The sequence below is a fragment of the Streptomyces fildesensis genome, from assembly GCF_016107395.1.
In the GTDB taxonomy this organism is placed as follows: domain Bacteria; phylum Actinomycetota; class Actinomycetes; order Streptomycetales; family Streptomycetaceae; genus Actinacidiphila; species Actinacidiphila fildesensis.
The window spans coordinates 1-20,470 of sequence record NZ_JAAIKO010000036.1 but is presented as its reverse complement, the minus strand read 5'-3'; the positions used below and the strand labels follow the sequence as shown (position 1 = coordinate 20,470).

General features: G+C 71.1%; 15 protein-coding genes and 4 pseudogenes. 10 read left to right on the top strand and 9 right to left on the bottom strand.

Annotated elements, in window-relative coordinates; translation table 11 throughout:
• Positions 1–92: 92 nt before the first annotated feature.
• Entirely contained in the window at positions 93–575 is a 483-nt protein-coding gene (locus C6N31_RS31930) for a MarR family winged helix-turn-helix transcriptional regulator (RefSeq protein WP_138352012.1), read from the bottom strand.
• A 109-nt stretch (positions 576–684) separates the two neighbouring features.
• Here C6N31_RS31930 and C6N31_RS31925 point away from each other — a divergent pair, with 109 nt between their 5' ends.
• The gene (locus C6N31_RS31925; RefSeq protein ID WP_138352011.1) at positions 685–1,434 is read left to right on the top strand and encodes a dienelactone hydrolase family protein; all 750 of its coding nucleotides are present in this window, start codon (positions 685–687) and stop codon (positions 1,432–1,434) included.
• 91 nt (positions 1,435–1,525) lie between these two features.
• Here C6N31_RS31925 and C6N31_RS31920 read toward each other — a convergent pair whose 3' ends face one another.
• Both C6N31_RS31920 and C6N31_RS31915 read right to left on the bottom strand, forming a co-directional pair.
• Complete coding sequence (locus C6N31_RS31920; protein ID WP_138352010.1) at positions 1,526–1,723, bottom strand: hypothetical protein; 198 nt, start codon at positions 1,721–1,723, stop codon at positions 1,526–1,528.
• 287 nt (positions 1,724–2,010) lie between these two features.
• The gene (locus C6N31_RS31915; RefSeq protein ID WP_232485910.1) at positions 2,011–3,423 is read right to left on the bottom strand and encodes a lamin tail domain-containing protein; all 1,413 of its coding nucleotides are present in this window, start codon (positions 3,421–3,423) and stop codon (positions 2,011–2,013) included.
• 553 nt (positions 3,424–3,976) lie between these two features.
• On the opposite strand from C6N31_RS31915, the pseudogene C6N31_RS44375 reads away from it, so the two are divergent.
• From C6N31_RS44375 to C6N31_RS31875, 9 genes and pseudogenes are all read left to right on the top strand, one after another.
• Positions 3,977–5,518: pseudogene (locus C6N31_RS44375) on the top strand (alkaline phosphatase family protein); the annotation flags it as partial.
• A 66-nt stretch (positions 5,519–5,584) separates the two neighbouring features.
• Positions 5,585–6,400 (top strand): chitosanase, encoded by an 816-nt coding sequence (locus C6N31_RS44370; RefSeq protein WP_381586653.1) that lies wholly within the window; start codon positions 5,585–5,587, stop codon positions 6,398–6,400.
• Positions 6,401–6,607: 207 nt separating this feature from the next.
• Positions 6,608–7,786: an MFS transporter gene (locus tag C6N31_RS31905; RefSeq protein WP_307811566.1), complete on the top strand. Its 1,179-nt coding sequence runs from the start codon at positions 6,608–6,610 to the stop codon at positions 7,784–7,786.
• Positions 7,783–8,778 carry a TolB family protein gene (locus tag C6N31_RS31900; protein ID WP_198358778.1) on the top strand — a complete coding sequence of 332 codons (996 nt, stop codon included), beginning with the start codon at positions 7,783–7,785 and terminating at the stop codon, positions 8,776–8,778. The genes C6N31_RS31905 and C6N31_RS31900 overlap by 4 nt, the downstream gene beginning before the upstream one ends.
• A 181-nt stretch (positions 8,779–8,959) precedes the next feature.
• The gene (locus tag C6N31_RS31895) at positions 8,960–9,814 is read left to right on the top strand and encodes a class I SAM-dependent methyltransferase (protein WP_232485909.1); all 855 of its coding nucleotides are present in this window, start codon (positions 8,960–8,962) and stop codon (positions 9,812–9,814) included.
• Positions 9,815–9,871: 57 nt separating this feature from the next.
• Positions 9,872–10,856: pseudogene (locus C6N31_RS31890) on the top strand (phosphotransferase family protein).
• Between the two features lie 158 nt (positions 10,857–11,014).
• The gene (locus tag C6N31_RS31885; RefSeq protein ID WP_198358776.1) at positions 11,015–11,458 is read left to right on the top strand and encodes a VOC family protein; all 444 of its coding nucleotides are present in this window, start codon (positions 11,015–11,017) and stop codon (positions 11,456–11,458) included.
• 118 nt (positions 11,459–11,576) lie between these two features.
• On the top strand, positions 11,577–11,963 hold the full coding sequence (locus C6N31_RS31880) for a hypothetical protein (RefSeq protein WP_198358774.1): 387 nt from the start codon (positions 11,577–11,579) through the stop codon (positions 11,961–11,963).
• A 3-nt stretch (positions 11,964–11,966) separates the two neighbouring features.
• Positions 11,967–12,206, top strand: a pseudogene (locus tag C6N31_RS31875) (carbohydrate-binding protein); the annotation flags it as partial.
• A 177-nt stretch (positions 12,207–12,383) separates the two neighbouring features.
• On the opposite strand, the gene C6N31_RS31870 reads toward C6N31_RS31875, so the two are convergent.
• The 6 genes and pseudogenes from C6N31_RS31870 to C6N31_RS44365 all read right to left on the bottom strand — a co-directional run.
• Complete coding sequence (locus tag C6N31_RS31870) at positions 12,384–13,832, bottom strand: leucyl aminopeptidase (RefSeq protein WP_198358772.1); 1,449 nt, start codon at positions 13,830–13,832, stop codon at positions 12,384–12,386.
• Complete coding sequence (locus C6N31_RS31865) at positions 13,832–16,495, bottom strand: tetratricopeptide repeat protein (protein WP_198358770.1); 2,664 nt, start codon at positions 16,493–16,495, stop codon at positions 13,832–13,834. The genes C6N31_RS31870 and C6N31_RS31865 overlap by 1 nt, the downstream gene beginning before the upstream one ends.
• A 303-nt stretch (positions 16,496–16,798) precedes the next feature.
• Positions 16,799–17,962: an aminotransferase class V-fold PLP-dependent enzyme gene (locus tag C6N31_RS31860; protein WP_138352004.1), complete on the bottom strand. Its 1,164-nt coding sequence runs from the start codon at positions 17,960–17,962 to the stop codon at positions 16,799–16,801.
• Complete coding sequence (locus tag C6N31_RS31855; RefSeq protein ID WP_138352003.1) at positions 17,959–19,179, bottom strand: MFS transporter; 1,221 nt, start codon at positions 19,177–19,179, stop codon at positions 17,959–17,961. The genes C6N31_RS31860 and C6N31_RS31855 overlap by 4 nt, the downstream gene beginning before the upstream one ends.
• A gap of 226 nt (positions 19,180–19,405) precedes the next feature.
• The gene (locus C6N31_RS31850) at positions 19,406–19,954 is read right to left on the bottom strand and encodes a nitrobindin family protein (RefSeq protein ID WP_164293170.1); all 549 of its coding nucleotides are present in this window, start codon (positions 19,952–19,954) and stop codon (positions 19,406–19,408) included.
• Between the two features lie 334 nt (positions 19,955–20,288).
• A pseudogene (locus C6N31_RS44365) lies at positions 20,289–20,470 on the bottom strand (hypothetical protein); the annotation flags it as partial.

Genomic DNA, 20,470 nt, shown 5'->3' with positions numbered 1-20,470 from the left:
CCGTCTTGTACAAATGTCGTCGCGGAGCCGACGTCCGCATGCCGCGCTCGTCCGGCCGGTGTGCGGGGAGGGGAGTCGGAGGCCCCTCGGGGTCAGGAGCTCCGGGTGTGGTGGTCCAGCAAGCGGTTGAGAAGTTCCACGAACTGGTCGCGTTCGGCCGGACTCAGCGGCGCGAGCAGTTCGTCGTGGAGGCCGTCCAGGACCTTGTCGAGGCGCAGCAGGTGAAGGCGCCCCTGGGCGGAGATCGTGATGATGTTGCGGCGCCGGTCGTCGGGGTCCGGCCCCCGCTCGACGAGGTCACGCTCGACCAGTTCGTTGAGCACGCCGACCATGTCGCTGCTGAAGATGCCGGTGCGCCTGCTCAGCGCCGCTTGGCTGGCCGGCCCGTACTCCTGCAGTGAAGCGAGCGCGGCGTAGTGCCACTTGCGGGCGTCGGCCTGGGCCAGTCCCTCGGTTATCAGCCGGTCCGACCGCGTGGACAGCTGCGACAACAGTCGGCTCGCCCGTCGACGCAGCCTGTCGGGCGTCTTGGGCGCGCCGTCGTCGGGCATGTCGGCTGTTTCGGCGTTGCTCATGGCGCCCATCCTACCCGTTGCGTTAGTTCGACTAGCGATATACGTTCATTCGCGCCACAACCGTTAGTGCAACAAACGTTGTCTGAGTGAACTCCAAGGACGGAAGATTTTGCCCACCAGAACACTGCGGATTCCCACCCCGGACGGCCAGGCCGACGCTTTCGCCGCCTTCCCCGACCATGGCGAGCGGCACCCAGGGGTGCTGTTGTACACGGACGTCTTCGGCGTGCGGCCCGAGCTGGAGGAGAGGGCCCGCGAACTGGCCCGGCACGGGTACTACGTGCTCGTCCCCAACCTCTACTACCGGCACGGCCCGGCACCGGTGATGGAACTCCCCGCGCACATCGGACACGAGATCCGGCCCGCCGTCGTCGCCCAGCTGATGCCCCTGGTCGAGGCGCACACCACCGAACGTGCTCTGCGCGACGCCGACGCCTACCTCGCGTTCCTCACCAGCCGGCCCGAGGTCAGTGCCAGACCGGTCGGCGTGATCGGCTACTGCATGGGCGGCGTCCTGGCGCTGCGCACCGCAGCGGCCCGCCCCGACCAGGTGGCCGCCGTCGCCGGGTTCCACTGCGGCAACCTGGTCACTGCCGCGCCCGACAGTCCGCACCGCCTCGTCCCCAAGATCGCCGCCCAGGTCCACCTCGGCCACGCCGAGCACGACATGACGTCCGAGGCCATCAGCGAGCTCGACCAGACGCTGAATGCCGCGGGTCTCGGCTACACCTCCGAGATCCACCCCGGCACCGTCCACGGCTTCACCATGTCCGACACCGACGCCTTCAACCCCTCCGCCTTGCAGCGCCACTGGGACGGCCTGCTCGCCCTCCTCGACCGCACCTTGGTCAGCAGCTGAAACTCCGGCTCGGAAACCGAACCGCAAGTCGCGCCTGAGCGTGGCGAGTTCGGGGGAGTCCTTCACCTTGTTCGCCGGTCGCGCGCTCCCGTCAGAAGACGCCGCAGGAGGCCGACGGGAGGAAGCCGTAGCTCTGGATCGCGGCCTGGGTCGTGGTGTTCTGGCAGATCCAGCCGCTGCTGATGAAGAGCGCCTTGGGGGTGATGGCGTGGCTGTCGCCCGCGTTCCAGTCTCCGGAGCGGACGTCCCTTCGGGAAGACAGGAGCCGGGTATGCCGATCCGGACCCACGATGAGACCAGCCGAACGCAACCGGAAGACCGCTCCGATGGAGGCCGCGACTCCGTATGCCCTGGCCGGCCCGCGCTGTGGCGGGCCCGGGTCACGTCCTCGACGACCCCCGCGTTCGCGCCGCCGATGCCAATCCGCCGACAGCAGATGGGGGAGCAGCGTCTTGGGGGACATCACGAAGGCCGTGGTCCTTGTGGATCACGGCCTCCGTCGGAGCTCCGGCACCTCCGGCACCTCCGGCACCGGGGCGGGGCGGTTGACGGCCGCCCCGTCCCGTCCGGTGGGTGTCAGGGGGTGCAGTTCAGGGTGCCGGCGCGCAGTGCGTGGCCGCCGTCGTTGCTGTCGTCGGACCAGAGGACCGGCTTGTGGCCGGCGGTGCAGGTCGTCTGGGGGGCGATGGCGAAGCCTTCGTTGTTGTAGTTGGCCATTCCCGTGGGGCGGTTGTAGGTGTGGGTGACGGCGAACTTGCCCTGGGCGTTGATGTCGAGGGTCGAGGTGCGGCCCTGGCACGTGTCGTCGCAGGCCGCCCACAGGTGTCCGGTGGCGGGCTCGAACTCCAGGTCCATCACGCTCGGGAAGCCGCTGGCGAAGGTGGCGATGCGGGTGTAACCGCCGCCTGACAGGTTCAGGGCGTAGGCGTAGGCGGTGCCGTTGTCCTCGACGCCGGCGAAGAACAGGCCGCTGCCGTGGCCGGGGTAGGCGGCCGGGTTGTAGGTGGCGCCAGCCTGTTCGTCGTGGAAGCCGTGCGCGGTCAGGAAGGTGTCCGGGATCCAGGAGATGCCCTCGGGGCCGGAGTTGGCCGGCAGGGAGGGCAGGTCGGAAGTGAGGTTCCACTCGGCGGTCGCGTTCAGTGAGGACGCGGTGGAGGAGGCGTCGAAGCGCAGGATCTTCGGCAGGCTGGTGGAATCGTGGCTGCCGTCGCGTTCGGTGGCGACGAAGATTCCGTCGGGGGTGACGACCACGCCCTCGGCGTCGGGGTCACCGCTGCCGCCCGCGTAGTGCAGGGCTTTGCCCGAGGACCAGCCGCCGGCCGTGTCGGGACGCCACGTCGTGCCGTTGGGGACCAGTCGGTAGAGCTTGCCCGGGCCGTTGTTCACCGCCCACAGCACACCGGGGCTTTCGAAGGACAGACCGCTGAGGTTCTCCCCGAAGGCGTTCGAGGTGTCGGCGATGGTGACCCCCGCGCCGCCCGGCCACACGGTGTCGGACGGCTGTCCGCCCCCGCCGCAGGCGTTCGCCGCGCCCTTGGTCGGGGCGGTGGTGGTGGTGAACGCGCCGGTGCCGTCCGGACAGCGTCCGTAGGTGGTGGTGGCGTGGGAGGTCCACGTGTAGGAGTCCACCACGGTGGAGCCGTCCGCCTTGAACAGCCGTGCCGCATCCGAGCTGCCCAGGCCGAACGACGACTCGACGTTCAGCGCGAGGTAAGCATGCGGGGCCAGTGATGTGCCGGAGGGGATCTTGTAGGAGTGGGAGTTGTCGTTGTCCTTGACGATCCACTTGGACACGTCGACCGCGGCGGTGCCGGTGTTGACGAGTTCGATCCAGTCGCCGGGGCTGCCGCCGTTGGACTCGACCTCGTTGATGCGGACCGTGGACTGGGCTTGCGCCGAGGCCGGCGCGCCGGACAGGCCAAGGGCGAGCCCGAGGACGGTCAGGGCGGCGGCGGTGTTGCGGGCTTGTGTGTGCCAGTGTGTACGCAAGGTGGCCGGTCTCTTTTCAGGAGTCGGGCAGGGGGAAGCGCGCTCGCGCTCCCGGCGAAGCTTCGGGCATGCCGGCGTCCAGGGGCTGAGCGGGCTGCGAACGGTGCGGGTGAGTTACGGAACGGGCTTGCTTCCGGTCCCCGGCCGCCGGATCGGCTTCGGTGAACACGGCGAACACGGCCCGCCCCACGGCGAATACGACCTGTTCCACGGCGAACTCGGCCTGCCCAGGGGAGGCGCCGATGCTGCGGGCTGGAGCACCTCGCCACCGCGGTCGGGCATGCCGGTTTTCGGTCGCTCCGGGGGGTGTGCGCGGCCGGGGTCACGGTCGCCGCGTGCCCTGACCTCGCCGTGTTCCGTGGTTCCCCTCGGGAGACATCTGTTAGTTAACTTTCCTATCCGGAAGAATTATCAGCGCTTGCGATACCTCGTCAAGAGGCTGCGCCAAGTCGAACCGGACCGCTTGACAGGGCATCGTCGAGCCGCGTAAGAATCCGGTCAGCGGCTCGGCGCGGACGTTCCGAACTTGACGCGCTCACCTGCATGCGTGGACATGCAGCTGACCCGGCCGTCGCGGTCGTATCCCGCCATGCCTGTTGCCGCAGTGCCGTCTGTCCCGCACGCGTTCACCATGCCGCGCGTGCCGGCTCGCCGCCCTGCCGGATGTCGCCCAGGCGCTGCTCAGGTCGGTCCATCGCACCGACAGCACTTCCGCCTGTTCAAGGAGATCAGCATGACGCCTCCCTACCCTCCCCTGCGCTCCCGGCGCACCGAACCCCCACCCGGGGGGCACGGGGCACACGCGCGGCGCGGCGAGCGGTCGCGGCGCGCCCTCATCGCCGCCGGCATGAGTGTGGCTGTGGGCCTGCTCGGTCTGACCGCGACGGCCATGGCGTCCTCCGCCGGCACGAAGGGCGCGACGGCGTCCCCGGCGGCTGTGACCGCCAACGGGATCCCCCAGTTCGACCACGTCGTGGTCGTGACGGAGGAGAACAAGTTCTACGAGGACGTCGTCGGCAGCTCCAACGCCCCGTACATCAACTCCCTTGCCGCTCAGGGCGCGTCGTTCTCCAACATGCACGGGACGACGCACCCCAGCCAGGGCAACTACATCGCGCTCTTCTCGGGTTCCACGCACGGCGTCAACGACGACGACTGTCCGCACGACTACACGTCGGACAACCTCGGCAACCAGCTCCTGACGAGCGGGCACTCCTTCGTCGGCTACTCCGAGGACCTGCCGGCCGACGGATCGAAGGACTGCGGCGACGACGGAAGCAACGGCTACGCCCGCAAGCACAACGGCTGGGTCAACTTCACCAACGTCCCGGCGACCTCGAACCTGCGCTACAGCCGCTTCCCCACGGACTACAGCAAGCTCCCCGACGTGTCGTTCGTGACGCCGAACCTCGACAACGACATGCACGACGGCACCGTCAAGCAGGGCGACGCCTGGCTGAAGAAGAACTTCGACGGCTACGTCCAGTGGGCCAAGACGCACAACAGCGCACTCATCCTGACCTGGGACGAGGACGACGGCGACGACTCCGACAACAAGATCGCCACCATGGTCGTCGGTGCGAACGTCAAGAAGGGCGTCACCTCCAGCACCAAGTACAACCACTACTCGATCCTGCGCACGCTGGAGGACATGTACGGGCTGCCCGCCCTGGGCAGCGCGGCAACGGCGAAGCCGATCACCGACATCTGGGACGTGACGGGCACGCCGCCCACCACCCCGCCCACGACTCCTCCCACCACCCCGCCCACCACACCGCCCTCCGGGTCGGTGAACCTGGCTCGGGGGAAGCCGACCAGCACCTCGTCCACCGAGAGCACGTCGTACTCCGGCGCCAAGGCCGTGGACGGCAGCGCCACCACGCGATGGGCCAGCAAGGAGGGCTCCGACGCGCAGTGGATATCGGTGGACCTCGGCGCCGACACCGCGCTCAGCCGCGTCAAGTTGACCTGGGAATCGGCGTACGGGAAGTCGTACAAGATCCAGACCTCGACGGACGGCAGCACCTGGACGACGGCCTACTCCACGACCACCGGCAACGGTGGCACCGACGACCTGGCCATCAGCGGTCACGGCCGCTACGTGCGGATGTCCGCCAGCCAGCGCGGCACCGCCTACGGCTACTCGCTGTACGAGTTCGAGGTGTACGGCGCCGGGAGCACCACCGCGCCCCCGACGACGCCGCCCACGACTCCTCCTACCACGCCGCCGACCACACCTCCCACCACCCCGCCCGGGGGGTCGAGCGCCGATCTGACGGACCCGCACAAGAAGGAAATCGCGATGGAGCTCGTCTCCAGCGCGGAGAACTCCTCGCTGGACTGGAAGTCGCAGTACACGTACATCGAGGACATCGGTGACGGCCGCGGCTACACCGCCGGGATCGTCGGCTTCTGCTCCGGCACCGGGGACATGCTCGACCTGGTCCGGCACTACACCGACCTCAAGCCCGGGAACGTCCTGGCCGCGTACCTCCCCGCGCTGGAGAAGGTCAACGGCAGCGCCTCGCACACCGGACTCGACCCGAACTTCGAGGCCGCCTGGCACACCGCGGCCAAGGACACCGTGTTCCAGCGGGCGCAGAACGACGAACGCGACCGGGTGTACTTCAACCCGGCCGTCAGCCAGGCCATGACCGACGGCCTGCACGCACTCGGCCAGTTCGCCTACTACGACGCCATCGTGATGCACGGCCCCGGCGACGACGCGACCAGCTTCGGCGGGATCCGCAAGACCGCCATGAAGAAGGCCAAGACCCCGGCCCAGGGCGGCAACGAGACCACCTACCTGAATGCCTTCCTCGACGCCCGCGCGGCGGCGATGAAGACCGAGGAGGCGCACAGCGACACCAGCCGGGTCGACACCGAACAGCGGGTCTTCCTCAACAACGGCAACCTCAACCTGAATCCGCCGCTGCAGTGGAAGGTCTACGGCGACCCGTACACGATCAACGACTGATCCATCTCCTGCTCACGGGCCCGCCGGCCGGAACGGTCCGGCCGGCGGCCCCCCGCCCCGTGAAGGCTCCTGCAAGAGAGGACAGTCATGTACATCTCGACGAGCCGGGCCGCGCGTCCTCCATCCTCCGAGGCTCCTGCCGCTCCTGCCGCTCCTGTTGTCCCTGCCGCCCCTGTCACCTCCGGCCGGCGCCGGGCGTGGGCCGGCGTGGACTCCAATGTGCTCGCGCTCGGATCGGTCAGCCTGGTCACGGACATCTCCTCCGAGATGATCACCGCGGTGCTGCCGATGTACGTCATCTTCACCCTCGGTCTCAGCCCCCTGCAGTTCGGTGCGCTCAACGGCATGTACTTCGGGGTGACCGCCCTGGTCCGCGTCGCCGGAGGTCACGCCGCGGACCGCTGGCAGCGCCGCAAGCTGGTGGCGGGCAGCGGGTATGCGCTGTCGGCACTGTGCAAGCTGGGCCTGCTCGCGGCCGGCTCCTCCGTACCGGCGCTCGGCGCGGTCATCGCGGCCGACCGTACGGGCAAGGGCCTGCGCACCGGCCCCCGCGACGCGCTGATCTCGCTGAGCAGCACCCCGGAGACACTGGGCCGCTCCTTCGGCGCGCACCGGGCGCTGGACACCACCGGCGCCTTCCTCGGACCGCTGGCGGCCTTCGCACTGCTGCTGGCGACGCCAGGCCGGTACGACACGGTGTTCGTGGCCAGCTTCTGCATCGCCGCGTTCGCGTGCGTGATCCTGGCACTGTTCGTCCGCGACCGGCGACAGCCGCTGGAACAGCACGAGCGGGCGACCGTACGCGACGTGCTCGGCCTGCTGCTCCGGCCCGGATTCCGCCGGGTGGGCATCGGCGTGCTGCTGCTCGGCGCGGTGACGCTCAGCGACTCGTTCGTCTACCTCCTCATCCAGCAGCGCCTGGACATCTCCGCCGAGTACTTCCCACTGCTGCCCCTGGGCACCACCGGCGTGTACCTGCTGATGGCGATGCCGCTCGGGCAACTCGCCGACCGGCTGGGGCGTTTGCGCGTGTTCGTCGCCGGCTACGGGGCACTGCTCCTCGCCTACCTGGCGCTGTTCGGCCCGGTGGGCGGCCCCGTGCTGGTGATCACCACTCTCGTGCTGCACGGGCTGTTCTACGCGGCCACCGACGGGGTTCTCATGGCGGCCATCGGTCCGATGGTGCCCGAACACCTGCGGGCCGCCGGGATGTCGCTGATCCAGACCGGCCAGTCACTGGCCACGCTGGCGTCCTCGGTGCTGTTCGGCGCCGCCTGGTCGGCGTGGGGCCTGCACACCGCACTCGCGGTGGCCCTCACCGTCCTGGCCGTCGCGATCGCCGCGGCCCTGATGACCCTTCCCCTGCGTGAGGAGAGCACGGCATGAGTGGCAGGAACCGGCTTCTGATCCTGTTGGTGACGGCCCTGGTCGCGGCCACCACCGTCACCGGGTACGTGCTCCGGTCGCGTGCCGACAGCGCCGCCGGCGGTGCGAGCGGGATCGTACGGCTGGACATGTCCGGGCAGATCCTCTTCCGCGACACCTCGCCGGGCGCCTCGTTCGGCCGGATCGCCTCGGTACCCCGCGACCGCCCCGACGCGGCACGGACCACCGGCACCGTGCTGTGCGACCGGCTCTACGCCGCCCACGGCACCGGCATCTGCATGCAGCGCAAGGGCCCGGTCCCCTCCACCCACGTCACGGTGCTCGACCGCGACCTGCACCAGGTACGGCAGGTCAAGACCGAGGGTTTCCCCAACCGGGCCCGGGTCTCGGCCAGCGGAGCCATGCTCTCCTGGACGACCTTCGTCCAGGGCGACTCCTACCTCCGGGACGACTTCTCGACCCGTACCTCGATCCTCGACACCAGGACCGGACACCTGGTCAACAGCATCGAGCAGATCTCGCTGACCCTCGACGGAAAGCCGTACCACGCCGCGGACCTGAACTACTGGGGCGTCACCTTCGCCTCCGACGACAACACCTTCTACGCCACGGCACGCACCTCGGGCCGCACCTACCTGATCCAGGGCGACCTCCGGAAGTGGACCGCCCACACCCTGCGCACCAACGTCGAATGCCCCTCCCTGTCGCCCGACAACACCCGCATCGTGTTCAAGAAGCGGGTCAACGCCAGCGCCAACAGGCCCTGGCGCCTCTACGTCCTGGACCTGGCCACCATGAAGGAGACCCCGCTGGCGGAGGAGCACAGCGTCGACGACCAGGCCGCCTGGCTCGACGACCACACCGTGATGTACGGACTGCCCCGCCACGGAGGAGGCTGGGACGTCTGGTCCGCCCCCGCCGACGGCAGCGGCGCCCCCCGCCTCCTCATCCACGACGCCAACTCCCCGGCCGCGGTGACCCCACAGCGGTGACGCATTCCCGGTGGACTTGCGGGAGCCCAAGGCTGCCCCTGCGACGGCCCCATCAGGAGGCGGCCCGCTGCGTTGCCGATCGGCGAGGATGGCAACATCACCCGCCACGGGGGTTGTGCCGGCACCGGAATGCGCCGATACCTGAGGGTGCGGTCCGCCGAGGGGCGGGGTGCTCTTCAGCATGGAGGTGGCGCAGATGACGCAGCGTTCCGGGGCGACGCAGCCCTCGATCCCGCCCGCGGTCCAGGAGACGTACGGTCCGGCCGATCTCAGTTCGCTGTCGCTGTTCGGCGGAGGGTTCATCAATTTCGGTTACTGGCAGGGCATCGACCTGGACCGGCCGCTGACCGAACACGACCGGATCAGCAGTCAGCAGGCCCTGTACCGCCATGTGCTCAGTACCTTGGCGCCCACGGAGGGACTACGGGCTCTGGAGGTGGGCTGTGGGCTGGGGGTCGGTGCTGGGGTGGCGCTCGAGGAGTGCGGCTTGGCGCATGTCACCGGTATGGACATCCATCCACAGCAGCTCGAGCGCGCCGGGCGGGTCAACGCCGATCTGCTGGCCCGTGACCCCGAGCAGCTGCGCTTCGCACAGGGCGCGGCCGAGGAGATGCCGTTCGGTGATGGCGAGTTCGACTGCCTGTACAGCGTCGAAGCCGCCCAGCACTTCCGCGACCTCGGCGCGTTCGCCCGAGAGACCGCACGCGTGCTGAGGCCCGGTGGCCGCGTCGTCGTCGCCAGCTTCTTCGTCCCCGGCGCCGATCCCGCCGGCGCCGGTCGGCTGGCCGAGTTGCTCGAAACGTTCGCGAACGGTCTGGATGTCGCGCACACCATCCCGTTGCTGGTCGGCAGCCTTGAAGGGGCCGGCCTGGCCGAGGTGCGTGTCGCCTCGATCGGGGCGTCGGTGTGGCCCGGTTGGGACCGCTGGCTGGCGCGAACCTGGGAGCCGGGCACTTGGCCGCGCAACTTCCTGCATGCCTTCCACGAAGGCACCCTCGACTACTTCACGGTCACCGCGGAACGCCCTATGGCATGACGAGCCCCACATCGAGTCGACGGGGACCGCGCCTGCGGTGATCGGTAGGTTGTTCGCATGGTCGCGAAAGAGGGTGAGGCCTTTGCAGGGGCGGATGTTGATGACCAGGGATGGTCCGCCACGCGGGCCTGGGTGGAAGAGCGTGTCGGCGCGGGGTGCCGCGTCGACGCCGCCGAACGGTTGCGTGGCGGATGGACTTCGGAAATGCGGCGGGGTGCGCATCAGCGGAACGGGAGAGCCGCAGTGGCTGGTGCTGGGGTCGTTCGTGAAGCCGTTCTTCGTGCAGCACGCCGAGGGGTTGCTCACTCGCGAAGCGGACATCCTGCGCCTGCTCAGCGATACCGATGTGCCAGTGGCGGAATTCCACGGGGTCGACGCGACGGCGGCGTACTGCGACCACCCGTCGTTGCTGATGTCGCTGCTGCCCGGCAGTGTGCGGTTGGGTGGGGAAGAAGCGGGGCTGCGGTCCGAGCTCCTGGCCCGCCAACTCGTCGCCATTCACCAGGTACGGCTCCCGGTCGCGTCCCGACCGCGCGTGTACCAGGCCTGGACGTCGCCCGATCGGGTGCGGCTGCCCGAATCCACCGAGCGGCTGGAGTTGTGGCAGCGCGCTGTGGACGTCATCCGGCGCGATCCCCCTGACTACCGGCCCTGTTTCCTGCACCGGGATTTCCACCCCGGCAACGTGCTCTTCACCGGGCAGGGCGCCCGTTTGGAGATCACCGGCGTCGTCGACTGGGTGGAGACGTCCTGGGGCCCTGCCGATCTGGACGTGGCGCACTGTTCCACGGCCCTGGCTCTCCTGCACGGCGCCCAGAAGGGAATGCGGCTGGCCGATCGGTATCTGGCATCCGGAGGCACGCTGGACGAGGACCCGGCAGCTCACCTGTACTGGCGCGTCCTGGATGCGCTCGCCTTCGCGCCGGACGCCGAGAAGGTCGCGGTGCCCTGGCGGGAAGTGGGACGCGATGACCTGACTCCGGACCTGCTCGCCAGCAGGCTGGAGGACTACCTTGAGGAGCTCTTCCGCCGCTTCGGCTGATCGTCTCCCACCTTGCGGCGCCCGAAGGGGGCCGGGCTCCCACGTGCGGTGTCCGTGAAATCGACGCCCCCTGACGCGGCGAGGGTGAGCGGTGGCGGCACCTGTTTGCGTTTAGTGTGGCGGTTCGAGCGAGGCCAGTTGAACGTCTGGAGCCCGGTATGAAGGCCAACCGTTCCATTCCCGCGGCCACGGTGGTCCCCGTCCTGATCTATCCCGATGTCCGTGCGGCCGTCGGGTGGCTCGGTGCGGCTTTCGGGTTCGTGGAGCGCGTCCGTATCGGTGAGGACCACCGGGCGCAGCTGGCTTTCGGGGAGGGAGCCGTGATCGTCGGCGACGTGCGCCAGGATCGCCGGCCGCCGCGGGCGGGAGAAGTGACGCACGCGGTGATGGTGCGGGTGGAGGACGTCCGGGCGCATTGCGAGCGGGCTCGCGCGGCGGGGGCGCGGATCGTCATGGAGCCGACGGACTTCGAGTACGGGGAGCGGCAGTACGCGGTGGAGGACCCAGCGGGGCATCAATGGACGTTCTCGCAGACGCTGGCCGATGTGGCGCCGGAGGAGTGGGGCGGGAAGACGGTGACGCAGCCGCCCGCGAGCGGGTGACGGGGGAGGCTCCGGCAGCCATTTCGGCCTGAAGTCGCGCGGGCTGCAACGGAAGGGGTGGGCCACCGCATTGCAACTGGTGGAGGCCCGCGCCCGCGGACTCGGAGGGGGGATCTGCGTGAGTCCGTTCGGAATCGGCCGTGAACGCGAGCAGCTCTTTGACATCGTGCTGGCGAACGTGGACCGGGTACATGAGGCGCTCTGTGAGTGGATCATGAGCGGGCCGCGGCCCGCGGGTCTGGTGGAGGGGGAGTTCCCCATCCCCGACCGGGAGTGGGTGGCTCGGCACACGAACCTGACGGACGGCATGGTGCTCACGGCGTTGGCCACCATCGCGGCCACCGGGGCCGTCAGCGTCCCGGCTCCCGGTATCTGGCGCTTCCATCCCGACAGCGACGGCCTCGACGCGGATGCTGCGCGGGAACGGGCGACGACGGTCATCGACCTGTTCATCTCGTACGGCATTCCCGCGCGGATACCCCGGCAGAGGGGGCCCGTCGACTGACGGGCGCGGGTCGCCAGCGGCGCGGCCGGCGGCGTCAGCGGCCTGGTCGAAGTCCGGCTGGACAGCCAGACCGCCGCCCCGATCGGCAGCTTGTCCGTCGCCAACTCCGGCGGCCGGCAGGCCTGGAAGACGGTGCCGGCGAACATCTCCGCCGTGACGGGCACGCACAACGTGTATCTCACCTTCACCAGCGGCCAGCCGGCCGACTACGTCGATGTCAACTGGTTCGACTTCGGTCACTGAGGAGGATCGAGGGCCTCTCCGTTCTGCTCCCCGCCGCTCGGAGAGGCCCCGCACGCCGTGCGGAACTGCTACCGGGCGCGGCGGGTACCGTGCCGGAGCGACGGATCAGAGGACCGGTGACGACGGCGCGCCGCCAGTCCGGCCGGTGCTGCCCACGGTGGTGCCGGAACGTGGGTGTCAGGTCGCCGGCGGTTCGCGGACCAGCGCGGCCAGGGTGCGCACGCCGAAGCCGGTGGCGCCGTGCACCCACTCGCCGTCCTCGGCGTCGCACAACGCGGTGCCCTGGATGTCCAGGTGGGCCCAGGGGACGCCGGCAGGGACGAACTCCCGCAGGAACAGGCCGGCCAGCAGCGCGGTGCCGTGCCGGTTGCCGATGGTGTAGTTGACCAGGTCGGCGACCGGTGACTCCAACTGCCAGCGGTAGCGGTCGGACAGCGGCAGCGGCCAGACCGGCTCGCCGGCCCGCCCGGCGGCCTGTCGGATGCGGTCCACCAGGACGTCGTCGGTGCCCATCACAGCGGCGATCTTCCGGCCCAGGGCGATGGGGGCGGCGTCCGTCAAGGTGGCCACGTCGATCATCGCGTCCGGCGCGCACTCGCCGGCCAGGGTCAGGGCATCGGCCAGGATGAGCCGTCCCTCGGCGTCGGCGTTGCGCACCTCGACCGTGCGGCCGCCGCGCATCCGCAGCACATCGCCGATGCGTACCGGGTCGCCGTTGGGCATGTTCTCCGTCAGGGGCAGCCAGGCGTCGACCTGCGTGCCGCACCCCAGCCCGGTCAGTACCGACATCGCGCCGAGCACGGCCGCGGCTCCCGCCATGTCGGCCTTCATGGTGAGCATCTCGGCGCTGGGCTTGAGGGACAGTCCGCCAGCGTCGAAGGTGACGCCCTTGCCGATCAGCGCGTACCGGCCCACCGGCCGGTCCGGCCGGTAGGTCAGCCGGACCAGGCGGGGCGGGCGCAGCGAGCCGCGGCCGACCGCGAGCAGGCCGCCGAGGCGTTCGGCGGCGATGCGCTCCTCGTCCCACACCTCGCATCGCAGCCCGCTGTCGGCCGCGACCTTCGCCGCCTGCTCGGCGAACAGTGCGGGCGTCAGGTCCTGGCCGGGCTCGTTGACCAGGTCCCGGGCCAGCAGGGTGGCGGCGGCCAGCCGCTGGCCCTCGTCCAGTGCGGTGCGCTCGGCCGCCCCGCCGCCGCCCGGCAGGAGCAGGTCGACGTGGTCGGGCCCGCACGAGCCGCTCGCGGCGGACTTGTGGCGGGTGAAGCGGTAGCCGCCGAGCAGGAACCCCTCGACGGCGGCGCGCACCGCCGACGGGCCGGGCGCCCGTCCGCCGGGCGCGGGCAGCGGTAGGCCCAGCCGTCCGAACCCGCTTACCGCCCGGGCCAGTTCGGCGACCGCGGACCGGACCGTGTCGTCGTCCAGGGTGGCGCCGGCCCCGAAGCCGAGCAGCACCTGCGCCGGACCGCCCGCCTCTCCGGGCAGCCGGAGCACTTCACCGGGCCGCCCGGTGAAGCCGCAGGCCGCCACGAACCCGGCGGAGGGCACCTGCCCCGGCCGGTCCGTGAAAGCGGGCACGACCACCGCGTCGGTGCCGGGCCGGGACTTCTCCGCGAGCGACCAGCGCATCAGGACCGGTTCCCCTGGCCCGCGTCCGCCGATCCCGTGGCGCCGACCGCAGTCACCTCGTGCGCAGTGGCGCCCCCGTCCGCCGTCACCGCGTGCGCCGCGGTACCCCCGCCCGCCGTCGTCCCCTTGCGGGCCTCGGTCCTGGCCGCGCGTCGCGTCGCGGCCCACGCCTCCAGACCGTCGCGGTACTCCCGGCCCAGCGCCCCCATGCCGTCATCGCGGCCGGTTCTGGCCCAACCGCGGGCGGACGAGACGGCGTACGGGTCGATGCGCAGGGACTGGATGAAGCAGTCCTCGGCCAGTTCCGGCAGTCCGGCCTTGGCCAGGCACTCGCCGGCCAGGCCGTAGCTCATCGCGGTCGAGGTGGGCCCGAGCCGGGCGGCGCGCAGGTAGGCGTCGGCGGCCTCCCGGTGCAGGCCCTGGCGCACCAGGGACTCGGCGAGCTCGATATGGCTCTTGGGCTCGTACGGGTCGAGGGCGATCACTTCCGTGATCCGCCGGTGGGCGAGGTCTTCGCGGCCGAACCCCAGCGCCTCCTTGGAGCGGCTCTCCAAACAGGCGCGCAGGTTCTCCCGCCGCAGGAACTCCTCGTACGGGGTGGCCGACGTGATCGCCCTGGCCAGTTCCTCGGCCCGGTCCATCTCGGCGGTCAACCGCGCCTCGTCGCGCTGCAGGAACGGCACGTAGGTGACGCTGCGGTAGAACCGGCTCTCCAGCATCAGCCGGTCCAGCGGTGTGCAGTCGGGGTCCGCGAGCAGTTCGGTCAGCGCCTGCTCGGCTATGGCCCGCCAGGCCAGCGCCTCGTCCAGCGACTTCGTCTCCCGAGCGTGGAAGACCACGGCGAACACCGCGATCACGAACCGCAGCCGCAGTGGGCAGTCGGGGTGCCGGGCGACGTCGAAGGAGGTGGTGGGGGCGGCCACCTGCTGCCGGCCGCCGCCGACCGAACCCACATAGCGCACCAGGTCGCGCCAGTGGTGCAGCCGTAACTCGGCCGGACCGGACAGTTCAGCGGCGGGGCGCTGCGGGATGAGGTCGAGCACCAGCCGGCCGAAGCCGAGCCGGAACAGCAGCGCGGAGGTGAGCAGCTGCCGGTCCGGGTCCGCCTTCTCGAAGCCGTCGACCCACTCGCACAGGTGCTCCCAGGCGGGGGTGCGCAGGTGCTGGGGCAGCTCCGCCGGATGCGCGACGGCGAACTCCGCGAGCCCGGACTCGCGCACCAGGTTGCCGCGGAAGGCCGGTGGCATCAGGCGCTGGTAGGTGATCTCCGGGGCGGTGCCCGCCGCTGCGTGCCGGTAGGCGAGCGTGGGCAGTTCGGCGTACAGGTTCGGTGACCGGGACCGGCCCAGATTGAAGTAGGACGCGTACATCTGGTAGTGCCAGTTGTTCTCGTACCCGGGCGGCCGGCACGTGCGGCGGCCGGCCCGGCGCGCCACCTTCGCCAGCGCCTCCTCACCGACCCGGGCGTAGCCGTCGACGAGCAGCTGTTTGGTCCTGGCTGAGCGCGGCGCGGCCCGAAAGGCCCGCTCCGCGAGCAGCAACGCGAACTCCTCGTGGCCGGCCTGCCGGGCGCACTCGGCGGCTGCCACCAGCGCGAAACCGGTGCCGAGCGGACCGAGCCGGGCGGCGTGCAGATAGCCGGCCAGTGCCCGATCGGGCCGGCCCAGCCGCTGCTGCGCCTGCGCGGCCTGCATCCGGATCTTGACCGAGTAGGGGTCCAGGGCGATGCCTTCGGCCAGCGCTTGCTGCTCGCCTGCGGCGTCCTCGCGGCGCACCGCGATCTCCAGCCGGCGGTCGATCAGCCGCCGCCGTGCCTCCAGCAGGAGCAACTCGTCATCCGGGCCGGCCGGGGTGAGCGGCTCCAGCGAAGCGGCCGCCGCGGCCAGCAGCGTCGCGGCGCCGTCGAAGTCCTCCTCGCGCTCGGCGCGCATGACCTCGCGCAGGTCCAGCCGGACCGCCGCGATCGCGCACTCGAACGCGGTGCGCCCGCCGGCCGCTCGCGCCAGCAGCTCCCGGGCCTGGCGGGCCAGATCGGGTGCTGCCGCGTCGTCGCCGGCGTGCCGGGCCAGCAGGTAGCCCCAGGAACCGGCGGCCTGGGCGTGGCACAAGGTGTCCGGCGGGTCCTCGACCAGAACCTGAAAGGCCGCGGCGGTGCGCGCGGACAGCCCCTCGGCCTGGAACAGCGCGGCGGCCCGTGCGGCCTGCGCGGTGGCCTCGACCTCGTCGCGGCAGCGCAACCGGTCCAGATCGTCCGGCACGACCTCCAGCACCGCCGCCGGCAGGCACACCGCCACCAGCCACTGGGCCAACGTGGCCCGGTCGACGGGGTCGAGCTCCGCGCGGCGGATGTACGCCTGCGTCAGCCGGGTCCAGGACGCCGAAGCCAAGTGCGCCGGGAGGTCGGTGGGGACCACGGCCCGGTATTCGCGCAGCCGCGACTCCTCGATCAGCAGCCGGCGGTAGCTGGTGGGCATGTTCATCCCGAACCGCAGGGCGGTCGCTGCGCGCTGGTCGAACCGGCGGGCGGCCAGCAGCGGGGCGCGGGCCTGGATCTCGGCCAACGGCGAATCGGCGCCGTCGAGATACGGCCGGTGCACCTCGAACGTCAACCAGCTGGGGGCGTTGACACCGACCACGCCGTGGCTGAACCGCCACCGTTCCATCCGCAGCTCCCGGGTGAGAAAAGGTCTCCCCGCGGCCGCGCACAGGGCGCGACCGCGGGGAGCGTGGTGTGCGGGGCGACGGTCAGGCGCCGCTGTCGATCAGACAGGTCCAGCAGTCAGCGGCACCGGTCGTGATCTCGACCTCGTCCTCGAGCTGCTCCCAGCTCTCGTATTCCTTTTCCATCGGGAATCCCCTCCGTCGCAGCAAGACCCGCACATGTCTGTGCGGGTACGCGTCCTTTGTCGCACGGCGAGCCAACGGCCGCAAGACATTGGGCAGTTGCTGCCACGCCGATTGCCCCTTCAGAGGCGGGCATCGGAGCCCGCCATGGGTCCGGCCAAGGCGTCGAGCAACAGCTCGACCTCGGCCCCGTCCGTCCAGTAGTGCGGCGAGACCCGGATCATGCCGTCCGGGTACGACACATGGATGCCGCGCGCCACCAGCTCCTGAACCAACCGCCCACCGTCCCTTCGCGGATCGGTGAAGCTGACGATGCCCGACCACGCGCCCGCGCCCGCCGGGGACTCGACCCGATAGCCCCCTGCGGCCAGCCCCTCGCGCAACCGCCCCGTCAGCGACTCGATCCGCTCCGCCACCGCTCGGGCGCCCACCGCCGCCAGTTCGTCCAGTGCGGCCGACAGCCCCACCATGCCCAGCACGTCGTACATGCCCCCCTCCACGCGGCCGGCGCCGGACCGCAGCGGCAGGTCGTACCGGAAGTGACCGGGGCCCTTGCTGAGCATGTCGTTGGCCCCGTCGTAGCCGAACCAGCCCGCGGGAACCGAGCGCAACAGTGGCAGCCGCCCGGCCCGGCAGTAGAACAGGCCGGTGCCCGGCGGGCCGCCCAGCCACTTGTGCGCCCCGGCGGCGACGAAATCCACCGGGGTACGGGCCGTCGACAGCGGCAGCGCGCCCAACCCCTGCACCGCGTCCACACAGACCAGCGCGCCCACCGGGGCGGCCAGAGCACACAGCAGGTCGAGGTCGAGCCGGAAACCGGTCGCGAAGTTCACGTGGCTGGCCGCGATCAGCCGGGTCGACGGCCCGATCGCGGCGGCGATGTCGTCCGGCTCATAGCCGCCGTGGCGCATCGCCACCCACCGCAACCGCACTCCCCAACGCTCCTCCAGGGCCCGCCAGGGGTGCACATTGGCCGGGAAGTCCCGATCGAAGACCACGACCTCGTCGCCGGGCGCCCAGCGCAGCCCATCGGCCACCAGATGCAGGCCGGTGGAGGTGTTGGGCACCAGAGCCACCTCGTCCGGGGAGCACTCCAACAGAGCGGCCGCGGTCGCCCGGGCCGCGGCCCGGGCCGGGAAGATCCGCCCCATCCGGGCGCTGCCGTGCGGATAGACCTCGTACAGGGCGCTGCGCATCGCGTCGGCGGCCGGAGCGCGGACCCGGCCGAGCCCGGCGTGGTCGAGGTAGGCGCGCGGCGCCTGGTCACGCCCGTCGGCGGCGGTCATGTGGGCTGCTCCTGAACCCGGCGCGACCGCCGGGAGGTCAGCACGAGCCAGCCGGCCAGCACGATCGGCAGGCCGTGCAGCAGCAGCACCCAGCGGGCCGCCAGGTCGGGGGTCAGGACCACGCTCGTCACCGCCAGCCCCGCCATCAGACCGCCGTTGACGACGATCTGGCAGAACCCGAACGCCTGCCCTCGCTCCTCGTCCGGCAGCTGCTGCAGGGCCTGTTTGAAGGTGATCTCGCTGAACGCGTCGCCCACCCCGGCGACCAGCGCCGCCAGCAGCCGCGGCCACCAACCCGGCAGCCAGAACACCCCGATGAACCCGAGCGACATCACGATGGTCGACAGGCAGAACACCAGCGCGGGAGCCCGCGCCACGATCTGGGTGGCCATCGGCCGCAGCAGGAACCCGGCCACGAACAGCCCGATCGCCCAGACGCTCCACATCGTGCCGGCGAACAGCGCCGGCTCGTCCGGCCGCAACCGGCTGCCCAGAATGGGCAGGCCCACCTGCTGCGAGGCGCTGCCGAACGCGTCGAACCCGCGCAGCACCACCAGCGACGCCACCCCGGTCAGCACCAACAGCGGCCACGTCGGCCGACCGACATCCCGGCCCGCCGCCCCGGCGCCGGCCGGCACCGGCACGGCGGCCGCCTCCCGCAGCGGCAGCCGCAACGCGATGAGCACGACCCCGGACAGCGCATACGTGCCCGCGTCGAGCGCGAACACGCCCCGGAAGCCGAGGACCGGCACGACGACCGTGGCCGCGCCCATCCCCACCACGAACGCGATCCCCTTGAGCCCGGCCAGCACGCTGTTGACGGTTTGCACCCGATCGCCGGCCAGCACCGGCGTCGCCGCCGACAACGTGGCCTCGAAGACCGAGCGGCCGACCCCCAGGAAGAACACCACCGGGTACAGCCACGCCAACTGCGCCCCGGCCGGCAGCACGGCGAGCAGCACCAGGACCGCCATCCGGACGGCGTCCGCGCCGATCATCACCCCGCGCCGGTTCCAGGCGCGCCCGTAGCGGTTGCCCGCCTGTCCGCCGAGGATCGCCCCGGCGTAGAGCGCGACGCTGACCAACCCGGTGGCCAGCGCGGAGCCGGTCCGCTCCCAGACGAACACCGACAGGCAGACGAAGTCCAGCGCGTACCCGGTGTCCGACGCCGCCTTCGCGGCGAGGAACACGGCCAGGCCTGGCCGTGCAGCAGTCATCGCCCCCACCCCCCGGTTCGTCGGCGCCGTCGAACCCGTGAGTATCCTGGCCGATCCCGCCCCGGGGCGCAGGCCGATCGCCGAAAGCACCAGCCCCTCGTCGGGCCGGTACCGCGCCGCGAACGCGCGAATTGCCGTGCAGCGCTGCGTTGATGACGGACCGTCACAGGTACAGCAAGGCCGTGAGAGCGGCGGCGGTGCTGCGGGATCGCTGGCGGTCTCGGGGCTACTCGGCGCGCTCGCGACGGAGCCGGGCCGCGAGGTGGTGCTGGAGCGGTTGGCCGACCGCCGCGAGGTCGTGGACGAAGTCGAGGGTGTCCTCGTCGACCAGGGTGTAGCGACGGCGGGTGGCGGTGACCTTCTTGGCGGTGGGGGCGAGGGCCACCTGATCGCTGGCGAGGTCGATCACACCTGCGGCCGCGCTGCCGACCGAGATCTCCGCGATGCCGGTGGGCTGGGTGATCAGCGCCTCGACGCGCCCCTCGGGCTGGATGCGCCACCACCCGCTCTCCCGGGCTGACGGACGCAGCGGGGCGCCGTCCGCGTCGAGCAGCCAGGCACGCGACTCGTAGTGGAGGAAGGGCCGCCCGTCATGGCTGAAGGTGACCTCCTGCGCGTACTCGAACTCCTCGCCGATCGTGGGATACCCGCCGCGGCCCCGGCCGGCCCAGGTCCCCAGCAGCCCGCTCACCGGGGCGAGCAGTGCGTGTGGCGCCGGCGCTTCGTCCGGTCCCAAGGCATCGGGAAACGGGTACTTCCGGGCGGGGTCGAACATGGCGTGCCTTCCTGGCTGGGTTGGGGCCGGCACCGGCCGGCACGGGCCCAGAGTATGTCCTCCGGATCAAGGCGGGCCCGCTACGTGGGGCACCACACGCCGCCCTGGCGCATGTTGCCGCTTTTTGATCAGCGCAGGCCTCCGGACCGTCACAGGATCGCCAACCGCGAGTGAGCCTCCCGCCCCGGCCAGGGGTGGGAGGCTCACTCGAGTCAGGAAAGTGGATGAGCGGTTCGAAGGGTCGACCGGCCGGATCGTCTTTCTTATGGAGCGGCAGCTGCTGTCGCTGCATCGGCCACTACTTCATGCAGTGACGGAGGCCATGAGGTGCGGCTCAGCCGAAGTCGGGAATCGGGTGGTCCGGGACCAGGGCGGCGGCGATTCGCTGGGTGATCGTCTGGGCGGTGTGGCCGTCGGGGGCTTTGGGGCCCGTGGTGGTCGAGACGGCGATGGCCAGGTGCTTAGTACTGCAACCGCATGTGGGGGTGGTGGCCTCGGCGTTGGTAGTGGCATCTG

What these genes read in the sequence shown, in the direction of transcription:
- C6N31_RS31860 (WP_138352004.1), bottom strand. Translation starts at nt 17,962, where the DNA reads ATGACCGCCGCCGACGGGCGTGACCAGGCGCCGCGCGCCTACCTCGAC.
- C6N31_RS31885 (WP_198358776.1), top strand. Translation starts at nt 11,015, where the DNA reads ATGAAGGCCAACCGTTCCATTCCCGCGGCCACGGTGGTCCCCGTCCTG.
- C6N31_RS31870 (WP_198358772.1), bottom strand. Translation starts at nt 13,832, where the DNA reads ATGCGCTGGTCGCTCGCGGAGAAGTCCCGGCCCGGCACCGACGCGGTG.
- C6N31_RS31865 (WP_198358770.1), bottom strand. Translation starts at nt 16,495, where the DNA reads ATGGAACGGTGGCGGTTCAGCCACGGCGTGGTCGGTGTCAACGCCCCC.
- C6N31_RS31930 (WP_138352012.1), bottom strand. Translation starts at nt 575, where the DNA reads ATGAGCAACGCCGAAACAGCCGACATGCCCGACGACGGCGCGCCCAAG.
- C6N31_RS31855 (WP_138352003.1), bottom strand. Translation starts at nt 19,179, where the DNA reads ATGACTGCTGCACGGCCAGGCCTGGCCGTGTTCCTCGCCGCGAAGGCG.
- C6N31_RS31900 (WP_198358778.1), top strand. Translation starts at nt 7,783, where the DNA reads ATGAGTGGCAGGAACCGGCTTCTGATCCTGTTGGTGACGGCCCTGGTC.
- C6N31_RS31895 (WP_232485909.1), top strand. Translation starts at nt 8,960, where the DNA reads ATGGAGGTGGCGCAGATGACGCAGCGTTCCGGGGCGACGCAGCCCTCG.
- C6N31_RS31850 (WP_164293170.1), bottom strand. Translation starts at nt 19,954, where the DNA reads ATGTTCGACCCCGCCCGGAAGTACCCGTTTCCCGATGCCTTGGGACCG.